Annotated in this window: 17 protein-coding genes; 9 read left to right on the top strand and 8 right to left on the bottom strand. The window is 70.5% G+C overall.

Features of this window, described 5'->3' with window-relative positions; all coding sequences use genetic code 11:
- Positions 1-48: 48 nt before the first annotated feature.
- The gene (locus AC0680_RS16605) at positions 49-1,485 is read right to left on the bottom strand and encodes a PP2C family protein-serine/threonine phosphatase (protein ID WP_478628998.1); all 1,437 of its coding nucleotides are present in this window, start codon (positions 1,483-1,485) and stop codon (positions 49-51) included.
- 300 nt (positions 1,486-1,785) lie between these two features.
- Entirely contained in the window at positions 1,786-2,859 is a 1,074-nt protein-coding gene (locus AC0680_RS16600) for a C40 family peptidase (RefSeq protein WP_478628996.1), read from the bottom strand.
- Between the two features lie 452 nt (positions 2,860-3,311).
- On the opposite strand from AC0680_RS16600, the gene pstS reads away from it, so the two are divergent.
- The 4 genes from pstS (at position 3,312) to pstB (ending at position 7,483) form a co-directional block, all read left to right on the top strand.
- Positions 3,312-4,430 (top strand): phosphate ABC transporter substrate-binding protein PstS, encoded by a 1,119-nt coding sequence (gene pstS, locus AC0680_RS16595; protein ID WP_384424705.1) that lies wholly within the window; start codon positions 3,312-3,314, stop codon positions 4,428-4,430.
- Between the two features lie 135 nt (positions 4,431-4,565).
- Positions 4,566-5,561, top strand: a complete 996-nt coding sequence (gene pstC, locus AC0680_RS16590) for a phosphate ABC transporter permease subunit PstC (protein WP_478628993.1) — start codon at positions 4,566-4,568, stop codon at positions 5,559-5,561.
- A complete protein-coding gene (gene pstA, locus AC0680_RS16585) occupies positions 5,558-6,634 on the top strand; it encodes a phosphate ABC transporter permease PstA (RefSeq protein WP_478628991.1) in 1,077 nt (358 codons plus the stop codon). Before pstC ends, pstA begins: the two co-directional genes overlap by 4 nt.
- A 72-nt stretch (positions 6,635-6,706) precedes the next feature.
- Complete coding sequence (gene pstB, locus AC0680_RS16580; RefSeq protein ID WP_478628988.1) at positions 6,707-7,483, top strand: phosphate ABC transporter ATP-binding protein PstB; 777 nt, start codon at positions 6,707-6,709, stop codon at positions 7,481-7,483.
- A 130-nt stretch (positions 7,484-7,613) separates the two neighbouring features.
- On the opposite strand, the gene AC0680_RS16575 is transcribed toward pstB, so the two are convergent.
- Both AC0680_RS16575 and AC0680_RS16570 read right to left on the bottom strand, forming a co-directional pair.
- On the bottom strand, positions 7,614-8,612 hold the full coding sequence (locus AC0680_RS16575) for an inorganic phosphate transporter (protein ID WP_478628985.1): 999 nt from the start codon (positions 8,610-8,612) through the stop codon (positions 7,614-7,616).
- 9 nt (positions 8,613-8,621) lie between these two features.
- Positions 8,622-9,242 carry a DUF47 domain-containing protein gene (locus tag AC0680_RS16570; protein WP_030069756.1) on the bottom strand — a complete coding sequence of 207 codons (621 nt, stop codon included), beginning with the start codon at positions 9,240-9,242 and terminating at the stop codon, positions 8,622-8,624.
- Positions 9,243-9,436: 194 nt separating this feature from the next.
- Between AC0680_RS16570 and AC0680_RS16565 the strand changes: the two genes are divergently transcribed.
- A complete protein-coding gene (locus tag AC0680_RS16565) occupies positions 9,437-9,853 on the top strand; it encodes a metal-sensitive transcriptional regulator (protein ID WP_384424696.1) in 417 nt (138 codons plus the stop codon).
- A gap of 24 nt (positions 9,854-9,877) precedes the next feature.
- Here the strand turns inward: AC0680_RS16565 and AC0680_RS16560 are convergent, their stop codons facing one another.
- Together AC0680_RS16560 and AC0680_RS16555 are read right to left on the bottom strand one after the other, a co-directional pair.
- Positions 9,878-10,066, bottom strand: coding sequence for a hypothetical protein (locus AC0680_RS16560; RefSeq protein ID WP_478629289.1), 189 nt, complete (start codon positions 10,064-10,066; stop codon positions 9,878-9,880).
- Between the two features lie 116 nt (positions 10,067-10,182).
- Positions 10,183-11,058 carry an SCO4651 family lipoprotein gene (locus tag AC0680_RS16555; RefSeq protein ID WP_478628983.1) on the bottom strand — a complete coding sequence of 292 codons (876 nt, stop codon included), beginning with the start codon at positions 11,056-11,058 and terminating at the stop codon, positions 10,183-10,185.
- A 172-nt stretch (positions 11,059-11,230) separates the two neighbouring features.
- Here AC0680_RS16555 and AC0680_RS16550 point away from each other — a divergent pair, with 172 nt between their 5' ends.
- Both AC0680_RS16550 and AC0680_RS16545 read left to right on the top strand, forming a co-directional pair.
- Complete coding sequence (locus AC0680_RS16550; RefSeq protein WP_478628980.1) at positions 11,231-11,410, top strand: hypothetical protein; 180 nt, start codon at positions 11,231-11,233, stop codon at positions 11,408-11,410.
- 139 nt (positions 11,411-11,549) lie between these two features.
- Positions 11,550-13,148 carry an FAD-binding oxidoreductase gene (locus AC0680_RS16545; RefSeq protein ID WP_478628979.1) on the top strand — a complete coding sequence of 533 codons (1,599 nt, stop codon included), beginning with the start codon at positions 11,550-11,552 and terminating at the stop codon, positions 13,146-13,148.
- 100 nt (positions 13,149-13,248) lie between these two features.
- Here AC0680_RS16545 and AC0680_RS16540 read toward each other — a convergent pair whose 3' ends face one another.
- Both AC0680_RS16540 and AC0680_RS16535 read right to left on the bottom strand, forming a co-directional pair.
- Positions 13,249-13,962 carry a phosphatase PAP2 family protein gene (locus AC0680_RS16540; RefSeq protein ID WP_478628977.1) on the bottom strand — a complete coding sequence of 238 codons (714 nt, stop codon included), beginning with the start codon at positions 13,960-13,962 and terminating at the stop codon, positions 13,249-13,251.
- 206 nt (positions 13,963-14,168) lie between these two features.
- Positions 14,169-15,167, bottom strand: a complete 999-nt coding sequence (locus AC0680_RS16535) for a C40 family peptidase (protein ID WP_478628975.1) — start codon at positions 15,165-15,167, stop codon at positions 14,169-14,171.
- A 180-nt stretch (positions 15,168-15,347) separates the two neighbouring features.
- Between AC0680_RS16535 and AC0680_RS16530 the strand changes: the two genes are divergently transcribed.
- Positions 15,348-15,470 (top strand): hypothetical protein, encoded by a 123-nt coding sequence (locus AC0680_RS16530; RefSeq protein ID WP_478628972.1) that lies wholly within the window; start codon positions 15,348-15,350, stop codon positions 15,468-15,470.
- A gap of 284 nt (positions 15,471-15,754) precedes the next feature.
- Positions 15,755-16,063: a hypothetical protein gene (locus tag AC0680_RS16525; RefSeq protein WP_046930918.1), complete on the top strand. Its 309-nt coding sequence runs from the start codon at positions 15,755-15,757 to the stop codon at positions 16,061-16,063.
- Positions 16,064-16,188 lie beyond the last annotated feature (125 nt).

Genomic DNA, 16,188 nt, shown 5'->3' with positions numbered 1-16,188 from the left:
CGGCCGCTTCGCCGGGCCCCGGCGGTCCAGCAGCGATGAAGTCTGCTCTCAGCGGTCCAGCAGCAGCACGGCCACGTCGTCGGTCAGCTCGCCGCCGTTGAGGTCGCGTACCTCGCGGACCGTGGCGTCGAGCAGGTCCTCGCCCGTCAGGCCGTGCGCCATCTGCCGGCTGACCAGTTCGGTCATGCCCTCCTGGCCCAGGCGCCGGTTGCCCTCGCCGATGCGGCCCTCGATCAGGCCGTCGGTGTACATCATCAGGCTCCAGGAGCCGCCCAGCTCGACCTGCCGGCGCGGCCAGCGGGCCTGCGGCAGCAGGCCGAGCGCCGGGCCGCCGCATTCGTACGGCAGCAGCTGCGGGAGCTCGCCGGCGCGGGCCAGCAGGGGGGCCGGGTGGCCGGCCAGGGACAGGCCGGCGTGGTGGCCGTCGGCGGAGATGTCGACGGTGCAGAGCGTGGCGAAGATCTCGTCGTCGGAGCGCTCGTGCTCCAGGACCTTCTGGAGGGTGGCCAGCAGCTCGTCGCCGGACAGCCCGGCGAAGGTCAGGGCGCGCCAGGCGATCCGCAGCTCGACGCCGAGGGCGGCCTCGTCGGGGCCGTGGCCGCAGACGTCGCCGATCATCGCGTGGACGGTGCCGTCGGGGGTGCGGACCGTGTCGTAGAAGTCGCCGCCGAGCAGCGCGCGGCTGCGGCCGGGGCGGTAGCAGGCCGCGAAGCGCAGGTCGGAACCGTCGAGGAGCGGTGTGGGCAGCAGGCCGCGCTCCAGGCGGGCGTTCTCCTGGGCGAGCATCCGCGACTCGGTGAGCTGGCGCTGCGCGAGGTCGGCGCGCTTGCGTTCGACGGCGTAGCGCACGGCGCGGCTGAGCACCGCGCCGTCCAGCTCGTCGCGGAAGAGGTAGTCCTGGGCGCCGACGCGTACGGCGTCGGCGGCGCGCTCGGCGTCCGTCTCGTAGGTCAGGACGAGGACGGCGTGCGAGGGCGCCATCCGCAGGACGTCGTGCAGCATGCCCAGCTCGGCGCCGGGCGCGCCGTCCGGGCCGCCGTCGCGCTCGGTGCGGTCGTCGCGCTCCGCCGGGGGCAGGTCGAGCAGGATGCAGTGCACGTCGTCGGTGAGCAGCCGCTCGGCCTCGGTGAGGTTGCGGGCGGTGCGCAGGCGCACCCTGCGGCCCGCCCAGTCCGACATCTCCGGGACATGGCTGTTGGGGTCCTCGCCGATGAGGAGCAGGGTCAGGCCCTGCTGGGTCGTCCCGTGGTCGACCGAAAGTCGCCGTTCGCCCATCAGCGGCTCCTCGGGCTCCTGGAGGCCCTGCGGCACCGCGTGGGCGGTCCACTGGCCGGCGGCGGGTGCAGGGACGCGCACGTCCTGGTCCGTCGCGTCCCCCGCGCCCGGCGCGCCGGCCGCCCGCGCGGAATCCGCGCAGGCGTCGTTCACCGGTCCTGCCTGGTGAGGCAGCACGACCGTCCGCTGGTGCGGTACGGGTACGGGCATCGGTCTGCTTCCTTCCCTCCCCCCGAGGGGGTCCGGTGAGCGCCGACCGGCGCATCACCGTGCCCGGCTCCGCACCCGCCCGTCGGTCTACGGGGCGGGGCGCGCACCGGCACTGACAGGCGACCATAGCGGCAGCGCGGAGGAAGAGGGAATGGCCGACGGCAATCGGCCATTGTCATATGCCGCACCCGATAAGGCATTTGACCTGCGGCAGACGGAATACGGAATGACGAATATCACCCCGCTTGAGTGCATTCAGCTACAACGCGGCAACCCTCGGAGAGGAAACATTCCGGTCATTTATCGCGCGTGACCCTCGTCATGGTGTCCGCCGTCACGATCGGGGCGGACCACCCCGAGGATCGGCATCGAGCCGGCGCCGGTGATCGTCACCTGGCGGCCGGGGCGCGGTGCGTGCACGATGGCGCCGTCCCCGAGATACATGCCGACATGGCTGGCGTCCGAGAAGTAAATGATCAAGTCGCCGGGGCGCATGTCCCGCAGCGCGACGCGCGGCAGCTGCCGCCACTGCTCCTGCGAGGTCCGCGGGATCGTCCGGCCGCCGTGCTGCCAGGCCCGCAGGGTCAGCCCGGAGCAGTCGAAGGTGTCCGGCCCCTCCGCACCCCACACATAATCCTTGCCGATCTGCGCGGTGGCGTACGAAATCGCCTTCTTGCCCGGGGCGGAGGCCTTGTTGCTGATGTCGTCGAGAACACCCGAGTCGAGCCACTTCTGCTGCTCCCTGAAGGCCCGCTCGTCCTCCAGTTTCCGCAGCCACTCCTTTTCCTTGGCGGCCAGCTTGGATTCCAGCTTCTTTGCCGCGTCGATCTTTTTCTTGATGTCCCGCTGGGCGCTTTCCTTCTTCTTGCGGTTCGCCTCCAGCCGCTCCCAGCGATCGGTGGCGGAGTCCGCATATTTCTTCAAGTCGCCTTCGAGGCGGGTGAGTTCACCGATCACGCGCTTGGCGGCGAGCTGCCCCTTGCGGGCCAGGGTGACATTGTCGAGAAAGGCCTCGGGGTCGGTGTTGAGCATCAGCTTCGCCTCGGCGGGCAGCCCGCCGCCGCGGTACTGGGCGCTGGCCAGCGCGCCCGCCTGCCGCTTGAGGGCGGCCAGCCTGCGCTGGGTGCCGTCGATGCTGCGGGCCAGCCTGACGATCTCCTTCTGCTGGAGTTCGACCTGCTCCTTGGCCGCGTTGTAGGCGTCGGTGGCCCGCTCGGCCTTGCGGTAGAGGGCGTCGATCTTCTGACGTACCTCGTCGAGGTGCCGGGCGTCGGACTCGGTCGTAGCGTCGGGTTTGGGGTCGTCGGCGTACGCGGTCCCCGCCGTGCCGCCGAGCAGACCCGTCGCGCACAGGACGACGGCCGTGCACGCCACCAGTCGGCCGCCCCGGGCGCCGCGCCCGCCCCTTACGCCGCATGCGCCCTCTTCATCCCCTAGCTCCCGAACATCCCGAACGCCCTGTTGTGCCCCCTGGCGTCCCACCAGCCACCTCCGGTCGTTCCGCACCGATTCGCGTGGTCCTCCGGCGCGGATGCTGCCATACCCATCGGTAATTCAACAGAGCGACGGGCCCTTTAGTACGAGTGGGCGAACACTTCTTCCCCCGCACCCATCTGATGGCCGAGGTTCACCTTGCGTTCACTCTCCTCCATCGGCTGCTTCACCTGATCTGCCTAATTTCGGCCGTACCGAGTGCGCGTCATGCCTGATCGGCAACCGCGGCACGGCTAGCTGACACCGCACCCCCACGGCGGTCACCACACACCACACGCCTCATCACCTCGCACGCCGGAGAAGCGGCGCGCCCCAGGAAGGAATTCCCGACTGTGAAGCTTCAGCGCAAGAACCGGGTTCGCGCCCTCGCCGTTGGCGCTCTCGCCGTCTCCGGTGCCCTGGCCCTGACCGCGTGCGGCTCCGACGACACCACCGGCGCCAACGGTGGCGGCGGCTCCGCCAAGGCCTCGAACATCAAGTGTGAGGGCAAGGGCAAGCTGCTCGCCTCCGGCTCCTCCGCGCAGAAGAACGCCATGGACGTCTGGGTGCAGAACTACTCCGGCGCCTGCAAGGACACCGAGATCAACTACCAGCCGACGGGCTCCGGCGCCGGCGTCACCACCTTCCTGCAGGGCCAGACCGCCTTCGCGGGCTCCGACTCGGCCCTCAAGCCCGAAGAGGTCACCAAGTCCAAGCAGGTCTGCAAGGGCGGCCAGGCCATCGACCTGCCGATGGTCGGCGGTCCGATCGCGGTCGGCTACAACGTCCCCGGCGTGGACGACCTCGTGCTGGACGCCCCGACCCTGTCGAAGATCTTCAACTCCGAGATCACCAAGTGGAACGACAAGGCGATCCAGAAGCTGAACCCGGACGCCAAGCTCCCGGACCTCAAGATCCAGGCGTTCCACCGCTCCGACGACTCGGGCACCACCGACAACTTCACCAAGTACCTCAAGGCCGCCGGCGGCTGGAAGCACGAGCCGGCGAAGAAGTGGGAGGGCGAGGGCGGCCAGGCGGCGTCCGGCTCGGCCGGCGTCTCCTCGCAGGTCAAGCAGACCAGCGGCGCGATCTCCTACTTCGAGCTGTCCTACGCGACCTCCAGCAAGATCCCGACGGTCAAGCTGAACACCGGCGCCAAGGAGCCGGTCGAGGCCACCGTCGACAACGCCTCGAAGGCCATCTCCGAGGCCAAGCAGGTCGGCAAGGGCGACGACCTGGCCCTGCAGCTCAACTACACCACCAAGGCCGACGGCGCCTACCCGATCACCCTGGTGACGTACGAGATCGCCTGCGACAAGGGCAACAAGGCCGAGACCCTGCCGGCCACCAAGTCCTTCCTGACCTACGTCTCCAGCAAGGACGGCCAGGCCGCCCTCAAGGAGCTCGGCTACGCCCCGCTGCCCACCGAGATCGCCGACAAGGTCCGCGCGACCGTCGCCAAGATCTCCTGACCTACCGGGCGGCGGCCCAGATCGCCGCCGTACGGCCGTAGGGGTCCTGTGACCAGGGCCCCTTTCGGGCCGCCGCCCGTCCGGTGCACCGCCGCGCCAGGAGCCCCCACCCGGGCTCCGCAGACCGGAGAACCCATGAACACACCCTCCTCGATAACCGACAACCCGCCCGCGCCACGGGCCGACGGCTCCGCCGTGTCCGGCAAGGCGGTCCGTCCCGGTGACCGGATCTTCCTCGGGCTCTCCCGGGGCTCCGGAATCACCCTCCTGGTGATCATGGCCGCCATCGCGGTCTTCCTCACCTACCGGTCCGTGCTCGCCATCTCCGGCGACAAGGCCAACTTCTTCACCACGCTGGACTGGAACGCCAGCGGCACCGAGCCCAAGTTCGGCATCGCGGTGCTCGCCTTCGGCACCCTCGTCAGCTCGGTGGTCGCGATGCTCCTCGCGGTCCCGGTCGCGGTCGGCATCGCGCTGTTCATCTCGCACTACGCCCCGCGCAGGCTGGCCTCGCCGCTCGGCTACGTCATCGACCTGCTCGCCGCGGTGCCCAGCATCATCTACGGCCTGTGGGGCGCGCTCTTCCTCGTCCCCCACCTGGGCGGCTTCTACGGCTGGCTGGACGACTACCTCGGCTGGACCGGCATCTTCGAGTACGGCGGCGGGGCGGCCCGCTCGCTGTTCACCGTCGGCATCCTGCTCGCGATCATGATCCTGCCGATCGTGACCAGCGTCAGCCGCGAGGTCTTCCTGCAGGTCCCGCGGATGCACGAGGAGGCCGCGCTGGCCCTCGGCGCCACCCGCTGGGAGGTCATCCGGATGTCGGTGCTCCCCTTCGGCCGCTCCGGCGTCATCAGCGCCTCCATGCTGGGCCTGGGCCGCGCGCTCGGCGAGACGATGGCCGTCGCCACGGTCCTCTCCCCCAGCTTCCTGATCAACGCCAGCCTGCTGGACCCGGGCGGCGGCACCTTCGCCCAGAACATCGCCAGCAAGTTCAGCGAGGCCGACGAATTCGGCCAGGACGCCCTGATCGCCTCCGGCCTCGTCCTCTTCGTGATCACGCTCCTCGTCAACGGCGCGGCCCGCCTGATCATCGCCCGTCGCAAGGAGTACTCGGGAGCCGCAGCATGAGCCTCACCACCGACCGCGTCGCGGTCTCCAACGGCGGCACTCCGCTCCCCTCCCTCAAGCACCCCCGGCTGCCCCGCTGGGCCCCCGCGGCCCTCGCGCTGGTCGCGGCCGGCGCGGGCTGCGGCATCGGGCTGGCCGCCGGCCTGGACAGCGCGATCCAGTGGGGCCTGATCGCCGCCCTGCTGTTCGTCTTCGGCACCTTCGCGCTGGCCGCGGGCGTCGAGGGCACCCGGCAGGCCAAGGACCGGCTGGCCACCAGCCTGGTCTGGGGCGCCTTCCTGCTCGCCGTCGTCCCCCTCGCCTCCCTGCTGTGGGAGACCGTCGCCCGCGGCATCAAGGTCCTCGACGGCTACTTCCTGTCGCACTCCATGGGCACCCTGCCCGACGCGATGCCCGGCGGCGGCATCTACCACGCGATCATCGGCACCCTGGAGCAGGTCGGCCTGGCCACCCTGATCGCCGCGCCGATCGGTCTGCTCACCGCGATCTACCTCGTCGAGTACGGCCGCGGCCGGCTCGCCCGCGCCGTCACCTTCTTCGTCGACGTGATGACCGGCATCCCCTCGATCGTGGCCGGCCTGTTCATCCTGTCCGTGTGGATCCTGATCCTCGGCTTCGGCCCGTCCGGCTTCGCCGGCGCGATGGCCCTGGCGATCCTGATGATGCCGGTCGTGGTCCGCTCGACCGAGGAGATGCTCAAGCTCGTCCCGAACGAGCTGCGCGAGGCCTCCCTGGCGCTCGGCGTGCCCAAGTGGCGCACCATCCTCAAGGTCGTGCTGCCGACGTCGATCGGCGGAATCACCACCGGCGTGATGCTCGCCATCGCCCGCATCGCCGGTGAGACCGCGCCCGTGCTGCTCCTGGTGTGGGGCGCGAAGACGATCAACAACAACCCCTTCGAAGATGCCCAGCAGTCGCTTCCGCTCTACGTTTTCCAGCAGTGGCAGCAGGGTTCCGAGGCCTCCTACGACCGCGCCTGGGCCGCGGCACTGGTCCTCATCGCCTTCGTCATGATCCTCAACCTGGTGGCCCGCGGCATCGCCCGCTGGAAGGCCCCCAAGACCGGTCGCTAACGCGACACTCTCCGCTCCCGCGAGCGGGGCCGACCAGCGACCCTCTGAAGCACCGAAAGAAGCAGTGATCCCATGGCCAAGCGAATCGACGTCAGCGGCCTCTCCGCGTTCTACGGCAACCACAAGGCCATCGACGACATCTCGATGACGGTCGAGCCGCGCTCCGTCACGGCCTTCATCGGCCCCTCCGGCTGCGGCAAGTCGACCTTCCTGCGCACCCTGAACCGCATGCACGAGGTCACCCCCGGCGGCCGCGTCGAGGGCAAGGTGCTGCTGGACGACGAGAACCTCTACGGCGCGGGCGTCGATCCGGTCGCCGTCCGCCGCACCGTCGGCATGGTCTTCCAGCGCCCCAACCCGTTCCCCACGATGTCGATCTTCGACAACGTCGCGGCCGGCCTGCGGCTGAACGGCTCGTACAAGAAGAGCGAGCTGACCGACACCGTCGAGAAGTCCCTCAAGGGCGCCAACCTCTGGAACGAGGTCAAGGACCGCCTGAACAAGCCCGGCTCGGGCCTGTCCGGCGGCCAGCAGCAGCGGCTGTGCATCGCCCGCGCGATAGCCGTCGAGCCGCAGGTGCTGCTGATGGACGAGCCCTGCTCGGCCCTCGACCCGATCTCCACCCTCGCCATCGAGGACCTGATCGGCGAGCTGAAGGAGCGCTTCACGATCGTCATCGTGACGCACAACATGCAGCAGGCCGCGCGTGTGTCGGACCGTACGGCGTTCTTCAACCTCGCGGCCGTCGGGCAGCCCGGCAAGCTCGTCGAGATCGACGAGACCGAGCGGATCTTCTCCAACCCCTCGGTCCAGGCCACGGAGGACTACATCTCCGGCCGCTTCGGCTAGGCCCCGCCCGGCCGACGCCCCCTGAGCGTCCTGCGGTGCTGCATGGCGGTGCCACCGCAAGACGAAGGGCCCGCCCCTCCTTCCCGGGGGGCGGGCCCGCTGTTCTTGCCCGGCGCCGTGGCGCCGGCCGTCAGCCGAACGCCAGCTGGACCAGCCAGTACGCCATCGCCGCGACCAGCGCCGCCGCCGGCATGGTGATGAACCAGCCCATCACGATGTTCTTGGCGACGCCCCAGCGCACCGCGCGCGAGCCCTTGGTCGAGCCCACACCCATGATCGCGGAGGTGATGACATGGGTCGTGGAGATCGGCGCGTGGAACATGAACGACGCGGTGTACATGACCGAGGCGGCCGTGGTCTCCGCGGCGAAGCCCTGCGGCGGGTCCAGCTCGATGATCCGGCGGCCGAGCGTCCGCATGATCCGCCAGCCGCCCGCGTACGTACCGAGCGAGAGGGTGATGGCGCAGGCCAGCTTGACCCAGATGGGGATGGCCGCGTTCGCCTCCTCGACATCGGCGATGACCAGGGCCATCACCACGATGCCCATGGTCTTCTGGGCGTCCTGCAGACCGTGGCCGAGCGCCATGCCCGCGGCCGAGACCGTCTGCGCTATGCGGAAGCCCCGCTTGGCCTTGTGCGGATTGGCCTTCCGGAACATCCACAGGATGACGACCATCACCAGATAGCCGACGACCAGGCCGATGACGGGCGAGATGAACATCGGCAGGACGACCTTCTCGATCACCCCGGTCCAGATCACCTCTGTGCCGCCCGCGAGCGCCGCGCCGACCATGCCGCCGAACAGGGCGTGCGAGGAGGACGACGGCAGACCGAAGTACCAGGTGACGAGGTTCCAGACCACCGCGCCGAGGAGCGCGGCGAAGAGGATGCCCATCCCCTTGCTGCCGTGGGGAGTGGAGATCAGCCCCTCGCTGACCGTCTTGGCGACGCCGCTGCCGAGGAAGGCTCCCGCGAGGTTCATCACGGCGGCCATCGCCAGCGCGGCACGTGGGGTCAGCGCCCGGGTCGAGACCGAGGTCGCGATGGCGTTGGCCGAGTCGTGGAAGCCGTTGGTATAGGTGAATCCGAGCGCGACCGCAATGGTCACGACGAGCGCGAAGGTGTCCATGGCCGGGGCTCAGGACTCCTTGACCGCGATGGTCTCGACGGTGTTGGCGACGTGCTCGAAGGCGTCGGCCGCCTCCTCGAGGATGTCCACGATCTGCTTGAGCTTGAGGACCTCGATGGCGTCGTACTTGCCGTTGAAGAGGTGCGCGAGCAGCTTGCGGTGGATCTGGTCGGCCTGGTTCTCCAGACGGTTGACCTCGATCCAGTACTCGGTGAGGTTCGACATCGTGCGCAGGTTCGGCATCGCCTCGGCGGTCAGCTCCGCCGCCCGCGCCAGCACCTCGATCTGCTGCTCGATGCCCTTGGGCAGCTCCTCGACCTTGTAGAGGACGACCAGATCGACGGCCTCCTCCATGAAGTCCATGATGTCGTCGAGCGACGAGGCGAGGTTGTAGATGTCCTCGCGGTCGAACGGCGTGATGAACGAGGAGTTCAGCTGGTGGAAGATCGCGTGCGTCGCGTCATCTCCCGCGTGCTCCGCCGCACGCATCCGTTCGGCGATCTCGGTCCGCGCGGAGGCGTCCGCCCCGAGCAGTTCCATCAGGAGCTTGGAGCCCGTGACGATGTTGTCCGCGGAGGCGGCGAACATGTCGTAGAAGCTCGTCTCCCTGGGGGTCAGACGAAAGCGCACGTGAAATCCTCGGGGTGCATGGGATTCGGTCGGGTTGATGCTAGGCGCATCATCCAGCCACTGCTAACCGGCATTCCCTCAGTGTCGCCCATCGGGCAGCATGCTCTGCACGGGGTACCGCAGGTGCCCGCAAAGTTCGGTACCATATACCCACCAGGGGTATATAGATCGCCTAGATACCACGGGAGACGGCCATGACGACCACGGACGCCGACGCCAACGGCCCCGCCGCAGCCGCCGCGGCCCGCCCCGCCCCGAAGCCGGAATCCGCCCCCCACGGCGCCCCCCGGACCGTGACCGATACCGCAGAGACTTCCCCCACGACCGGCGTCCACGGCTACGCACAGCAGAAGGACGCGCACATCAAGCGACTGCGCCGGATCGAGGGGCAGATCCGCGGACTGCAGCGGATGCTCGAAGAAGATGTCTACTGCATCGACATACTCACCCAGGTCTCGGCGAGCACGAAGGGCCTGCAGTCCTTCGGTCTCCAGCTCCTGGAGGAGCACCTGCGGCACTGCGTCGCCGACGCCGCCGTCAAGGGCCCCGAGGCCATCGACGCCAAGGTCCAGGAGGCGACCAAGGCCATCGAGCGGATGCTGCGCACCTGACGGCGGCCGGGGACTCCTCCCCCCTTAAGCCGGCTCACGCGGCGGTTCGCGGCCGTCCCCGTCCACGTCCAGTACCTCGTCGATACGGTCCGGGCTGAGCCGATCCTCGCTCGCCGCCGCGGCCGCGATCATCAGCTCACCGGTCAGGTCGATCTCGACGAGGGCCACGTGGTCCTGAACCGTCGTACGGCGGTGACCGGCCACGTACGACACCTCCTCCTTCGAGCGCCTTCCCACGCCTCTGAGTGGCTACCGCCCAGCGTAAGGACGGCCGTCCCCTGGGCCCATGGCACGGAAGGACCATTTCCGCCACGGGGCAACCGCCCTCGTCACGTGCCCCGGCCCTGGGGAGCGGCGGAAGCGATCTTCCCCGCGTAGATGTCGCGCCGGTCCGGCAGCCGCACGGCGATCCGGCCGCCGAAGCCGGACAGCTCCGTCGTGGAGGTCACCGAGGCCCCCTGGGGCGCACCGTTGGCGAAGCGGAACCGCTGGCGCACCTTGCGCAGCCGGCCGGCCTCGTCCAGATACGCGTCGAACGGCACCGCGTCGGTGGTGAACCCTTTCTCCGCGGCGACCAGCGCCGGCCTGGTGCGCGGCGAGGCCGCCCGCGCGGCCGTCCCGATGTCCGTCGTGCCGCGGTAGTGCCGCACCACGACGCCGTCCAGGCGCTCCTGCCCCTGATACGTCACGTCCCGCGCGCCGCGCAGCAGCTCCGCGGCGGCCAGCGGATCGGTGGCGCCGCCGGTGACCAGGTTGCCGTCGGTCAGCGTGCCGGTGTCCACCCGCACCCATTTGTCGGCGGGCACCCCCGCCCCGCGGTTCTTCATGAACAGCGCGCCGGGCGCGAGGATCTCCGTGATCGGCTGGCGGCCCTCGCTGGGCCGGCCCGCGGGGTCGGGCAGGACGACGCGCAGCTGCCCGCTGCTGGTGGTGAAGTCATAGCCGCCGGTGCCGCGGATGGCGACGCGGGTGCCGCCGCTGACCGTCTCCATGGCCGTACGGACCTCGGCGGAGCGGGCGCGGACCAGGGCGTCGGCGCTGCCGCGGACGGCGGTCACGGCGCCCGCGGCCCGGCCGGGCGCCTGCTGGTCGTCGGCCACGGCGCCCTCGGAGGAACAGCCCGTCGTCAGCAGCCCGACCGCCAGTCCCGTCCCGCACGCCACGGCCACGGCGGCCGCCCCGCCTCGCCTGTCCTGCACCACCATCGCGTACGAGCCCCCTCGGCCGCCGTCTTCGGGACCGGCCTGTCCGGCCGGTCCGCTCGGGAGGGTCGGACGTACCGCCAACGCCACCTCTGACGTTCCGTCGACCGACCCGTTCAACGACCGTTGAGGGGGCTCGTCACGCAACGGCGGCCGGGGCGCGTAGCGTGGACGGGTGCCCGACCGAGCCCACCACGCGACCTCCACCACCGAGCGGGGTTCCTTCTGCACGGCCCGCTGCACCTGCGGCTGGCGCGGGCCGGCCCGCCGTGCCCGCTCACAGGCGCGCACGGACGCGGAGCGGCATCTGGTCGAGGCCGGGGCCGGAGCCGGCCCCCAGCCCCCTGTGGAATGACTCAGTCCGTTCCGGGAACCCCCAACGCCCTTACGGCATCTGGCTAATGGAGGGAAGCAACGGCGCGGCACGCCCCGCGACCACCGGCCGCCATCGGCCGCCGGGGCCGGGCCGCAGACATCGAGGGGGACTCATCCCAGTGAAGCGGCGCACACTCCTGCAGGCCGGCACCGGACTGGCGGCCACCTCGGTCGCCCTGGCCACCGGCTGCGACAACAAGACCGGCGCGGCGGCCGCGGCGTCCTCCACCTCGGCCGACGGGGCCGTCGCCGGTGGCGTGCGGACCCAGACGGCGGCCGCCGCCGGCCGCGCCACCCAGGCCTCCTGGACCGCGCTCGGCAAGAGCCTGGACGGGCGGCTGATACGGGCCTCCGACGCCGCCTACGCGACCGCCCGCCGCCTCTACAACACCCGTTACGACACGCTCAAGCCGTCGGCCATCGCGTACGTCAAGCACCCGGCCGACATCGCCGAATGCCTCGCCTTCGCCCGGCGCCACGGCACCCCGGTCGCCATCCGCAGCGGCGGCCACTCCTACGCGGGCTTCTCCAGCGGCAACGGCCGGCTCGTCGTCGACGTCTCCGCGCTCTCCAAGGTCGGCGCGCCCTCCGGCGGTATCACCCGCATCGGCGCCGGAGCCAAGCTCATCGACGTCTACCAGGGGCTGGCGGCGCACGGCGTGACCATACCCGGGGGCTCCTGCCCCACCGTCGGCATATCCGGCCTCACCCTCGGCGGCGGCCACGGCGTGGTATCCCGCGCCTACGGTCTGACCTGCGACAGCCTGGTCGGCGCGACCCTCGTCACGGCCGACGGCAAGACCGTCTCGTGCGACAAGGACCACCATCCGGACCTGTTCTGGGCACTGCGCGGCGCCGGCAACGGCAACTTCGGCGTGGTCACCGAACTCCGCTTCCGTACGCATCCGGCGCCGCGCGCGGTGATGGCGTACCTGACCTGGCCGTGGGCCAAGGCGGCGAAGGTCGTGGCCTCCTGGCAGAAGTGGGGGCCGGTGCAGGCCGACGAGATCTGGTCCGCCTGCCATCTCGACACCCGCCCCGGGGGCACCCCGGCGGTCTCCGTCGCGGCCTTCTCCCTGGGCGGCTACGGCGAGCTGAAGAACGCCCTCGACAAGCTCGCCGACCAGGCGGGCGGCCCCGGCCCCGCCGCCACCGTCCGCCTCACCCCGATCGGCTATCTGGACGCGATGGAGGCCTACGCGGGCTGCTCGAAGAAGTCCACCGCGCAGTGCCACACGCCGGGTTCGCTGCCCGGCCAGACCGGCGCCGGCCAGCTCGGCCGCGAAACGTACGCGGCGCGCTCGCACTTCTTCGACCGCTCGCTGTCCGCGGCCGGCATCCGCACCCTGATGGACCAGATCGAGAGCGGCGGCCGCAAGGGCGTCGGCGGCAATGTGGCGCTGACGGCGCTGGGCGGTGCGATCAACCGCGTCGGCCGCACCGACACCGCGTTCGTGCACCGCGGATCGCGGTTCCTCGCCCAGTACTTGACGTCCTGGCCGGCGAACGGATCGCCCGGCACGCGCACAGCGTGGCTCAATTCGTTCCATGACGCGATGCGCCGCCATGCGTCGGGCGCCGCGTACCAGAACTACACCGACCCCGGGCTGACCGACTGGAAGTCCGCCTACTACGGCGCCGCCGCCGGGCGCCTGGACCGGGTCAAGCGGACCTACGACCCGCAGCGGCTGTTCAGCACCTTCGCGCAGGCGCTCTGAGCGCCTGTCGGCGGCCCGGCGGACATACGGACGGCCCGGTCCCCGTGAGGGGTCCGGGCCGTCCCTATCCGCCAGGCTCCGTCGTGCTTGTGTGCCGCCCTCAGGCCGCCAGGTCCTTGTCCCGCTCCTTGTGCCCGCTGGGCAGCGCCGATCCGGCGGCCACCACCCGGCTGCCCTCGGCGCCGTCGTCCGCCTCCGTGCCCGGCGCCCGCACCAGCCACGCCAGCGGGGAGCGGGCGACGGCCGCCGTCAGCGGCACCAGCAGCGCCTGGGCGAGCGGCGCGAGCAGCAGCGCGACGGCGGTGCCCAGCGCGAAGCCGCCGACCACGTCGGTCGGGTAGTGCACGCCCATGTAGACGCGGCAGAAGCCCTCGGCGAGCGCCAGCGCGATCCCGATCAGGCCGTACCTGCGGTGGGCGACGAACAGGCCGACGCCGACCGCCATCGTGAGCGTCGCGTGGTCGCTGACGAAGGAGAAGTCGCTCTTTCCGGGGATGAGCACTTCCAGGCCGGCGTGGTCCTTGAAGGGCCGCGGCCGCTCGACGAACTCCCGGATGGGGATGTTGGCCAGAAGGGCGATACCGGCGGCCAGCGGCGCCCACACCAGGCCCGCGACCGCGGACGGCGCGCCGGGCCGGCGGCGCGCGGACCACCAGGCGACCAGGCACAGCACCGCGAGGGCGGCGATGAGGCCGTACTCGCCGATGAACTCCATGGCCTTGTTGACCCAGTGGGGGGCGTCCTTCGCGAGGCCGTTGACGCCCTCGAGCACGTCGACGTCGGGGTTCGGCCCCTCGAGTGCGAGTCCAGCCATCTGCCGCGGCCCCTTATCTTTCGCGCGCGCGAGCGCCTTCGTGTTGCTGCCAGCCCCCGTGGTCGTCGAGCGTGTGCTGCTTCGAGCGCGCTTACGTCCCCACGCAAAGGAAACGCCATGCCCGCCCCGGTCGTTCCACTCTCCACCGGAAGATCACCAGGACGTTATCGAAGCTTGACTCATCGCTGCAGTTCAGGGCCTTATGTTTACGCAGCGTTGGCACGAGGGAGCGCTTTTGCGCCATCCGAGGTGACGCGGGTCGCACCGATGTAGTCCGGCGTATCGATCTTGTCGAACCGGATCACTGCACCGGTGTAGGGCGCGTTGATCATGTACCCGCCCCCCACATAGATCCCCACGTGGTGGATCGAGCGCGGATCGTGCAGGTCGTAGGCGAAGAAAACCAGGTCCCCCGGGAGCAGCTCGTCGCGCTTGGGGTGCGGACCGGCGTTCCACTGGTCGTTCGCCACCCGCGGCAGCTCGATGCCCACCGAGTGGTACGCGGCCTTGGTCAGCCCCGAGCAGTCGAACCGCCCGCCCTGCTCCGGCGTCCCGTTGCCGCCCCACAGATAGCGCGTACCGAGCCTGTCCTGCGCGAAGTAGATGGCGCCCGCGGCCTGCCGCGACGGCGCCACCGGCCCGGCCGGCGCCTCGAAGCTCTTGGCCAGCGTCGTGATCGTCTTCACGTAGTTCTGCGTCTCGCGGTACGGCGGGACCCCGTTGTACTGGATCACCCGGTACGCGCCCGCGTTGTACGCGGCGAGCATGTTGTGGGTGTCGTTGCCCGGCGCGCGCTCGACGTATCTGGCCAGCTCGCAGTCGTACGACGCGGCCGACGGAATCGCGTCCTCCGGGTCCCAGACGTCCCGCTTGCCGTCGCCGTTGCCGTCGATGCCGTGCGTCTGCCAGGTGCCGGGGATGAACTGCGCCATCCCCTGCGCGGCCGCCGGGCTCTGCGCCTTGGGGTTCCAGCCGCTCTCCTGGTAGAGCTGCGCCGCCAGCAGCGCGGGGCTTATCGCCGGGCACAGCGTGCCCCACTTCTGCACCAGCGACTGGTACGCGGCCGGCACCGCGCCCTTGGCCAGCCCGACCGCCCGGCCGCCGGCCAGCCCGGCCGCCGCCGTGTACGTACCGATCACAAGCAGCCCGAGCAGGCAGAACACCAGCCCTGCCCCGAGCCCGCCGGCCACCCAGAATTTACGCACCTCACAACCCTCCCCCATTCAGCGGCGGTTCACTGCCTTTTTCCGGCCGCTCGGTGCGCGTTGCGTCACACGGGGGGCGCAGCAGCGCTCCGGGCCGGGCGTGGCTGCGCGCACCGCGGCGCCCGGGGGCGCCGCCGGATGAGCGACACTGCATCCAGCATCCGGAACAGGACGAGAGCCATGGACCCCAACAACCACAAGCAGATGAACCGGCACCTGTGGTGGCGCGTGGCGTACTTCCTCTTCGCCATCCACCTGGTGGCCCTCGTCATGATCTTCGCCATGTCGCACGCCCCGAAGTAGCCGCCCGGCGCCCGCCCCGGATCGCCGCGCACCCCCGCGCCGATGATCATTGCTCAGGGTTACCACCCGTGATACACACGGTGAGACCAGTCGGTTCAATGGAGGACGTGCGCCCACCCGCGCACGTCACTCGCATCGGATCCGCCAAAGAAAGGCGCCAAGTCGATTTCTGACGGCGCCTTCGTCAGCGAAGATAGAAGCCGACCCGTGCCGCACCGGCGCGGGCGAGGGCAACCAACTACCCATAAAGGGCGGTGAGTTCACACATGGCACACATGTCACACATGTTCCTTGCGGCCGAAAAGGGCGACATCACCACCATCATCGGCGGAATCGCCCCGGACTGGGGCCCGTTCGGCAGCCTGGGCAACGAGGCCCGTGTGATGGTGGAAGTGGTCATGGCCGTGGCGATCCTGCTGTGCCTCGGCATCGCGATCTGGGGCGCCGCCAAGCAGCGCATCGGCGCCACCGCGCTGCGCGACACCTTCAGCGCCGAGCAGGGCAAGGGCCTGATCGTGGCCGGCCTGACCGGCGTCTTCATCATCGGCTCCCTGGGGACGCTGTTCACGATCGTCTACGGCATGGCGGTCTAGACAGGCCGCGGCGGGGGGGGGGGGGGGGGGGGGCGGGGGGGGGGGGGGGAAGCGAACAGCACCAACCCAACCCCGCACCCCCGGCGCGAGCCCGTCCCCCCGTCTGCTGACATGCCGACACGTCC

It is taken from the genome of Streptomyces sp. NPDC043738, assembly GCF_056436545.1.
This window is presented reverse-complemented; position numbering and strand designations above follow the sequence as displayed.

Bases quoted from the DNA above. Each gene is read 5' to 3' on its own strand.
- AC0680_RS16565 (WP_384424696.1), top strand. From the start codon at position 9,437: ATGACGACCACGGACGCCGACGCCAACGGCCCCGCCGCAGCCGCCGCG.
- AC0680_RS16525 (WP_046930918.1), top strand. From the start codon at position 15,755: ATGTTCCTTGCGGCCGAAAAGGGCGACATCACCACCATCATCGGCGGA.
- AC0680_RS16530 (WP_478628972.1), top strand. From the start codon at position 15,348: ATGGACCCCAACAACCACAAGCAGATGAACCGGCACCTGTGGTGGCGC.
- pstA (WP_478628991.1), top strand. From the start codon at position 5,558: ATGAGCCTCACCACCGACCGCGTCGCGGTCTCCAACGGCGGCACTCCG.
- AC0680_RS16540 (WP_478628977.1), bottom strand. From the start codon at position 13,962: ATGGCTGGACTCGCACTCGAGGGGCCGAACCCCGACGTCGACGTGCTC.
- AC0680_RS16575 (WP_478628985.1), bottom strand. From the start codon at position 8,612: ATGGACACCTTCGCGCTCGTCGTGACCATTGCGGTCGCGCTCGGATTC.
- AC0680_RS16605 (WP_478628998.1), bottom strand. From the start codon at position 1,485: ATGCCCGTACCCGTACCGCACCAGCGGACGGTCGTGCTGCCTCACCAG.
- AC0680_RS16555 (WP_478628983.1), bottom strand. From the start codon at position 11,058: ATGGTGGTGCAGGACAGGCGAGGCGGGGCGGCCGCCGTGGCCGTGGCG.
- pstC (WP_478628993.1), top strand. From the start codon at position 4,566: ATGAACACACCCTCCTCGATAACCGACAACCCGCCCGCGCCACGGGCC.
- pstB (WP_478628988.1), top strand. From the start codon at position 6,707: ATGGCCAAGCGAATCGACGTCAGCGGCCTCTCCGCGTTCTACGGCAAC.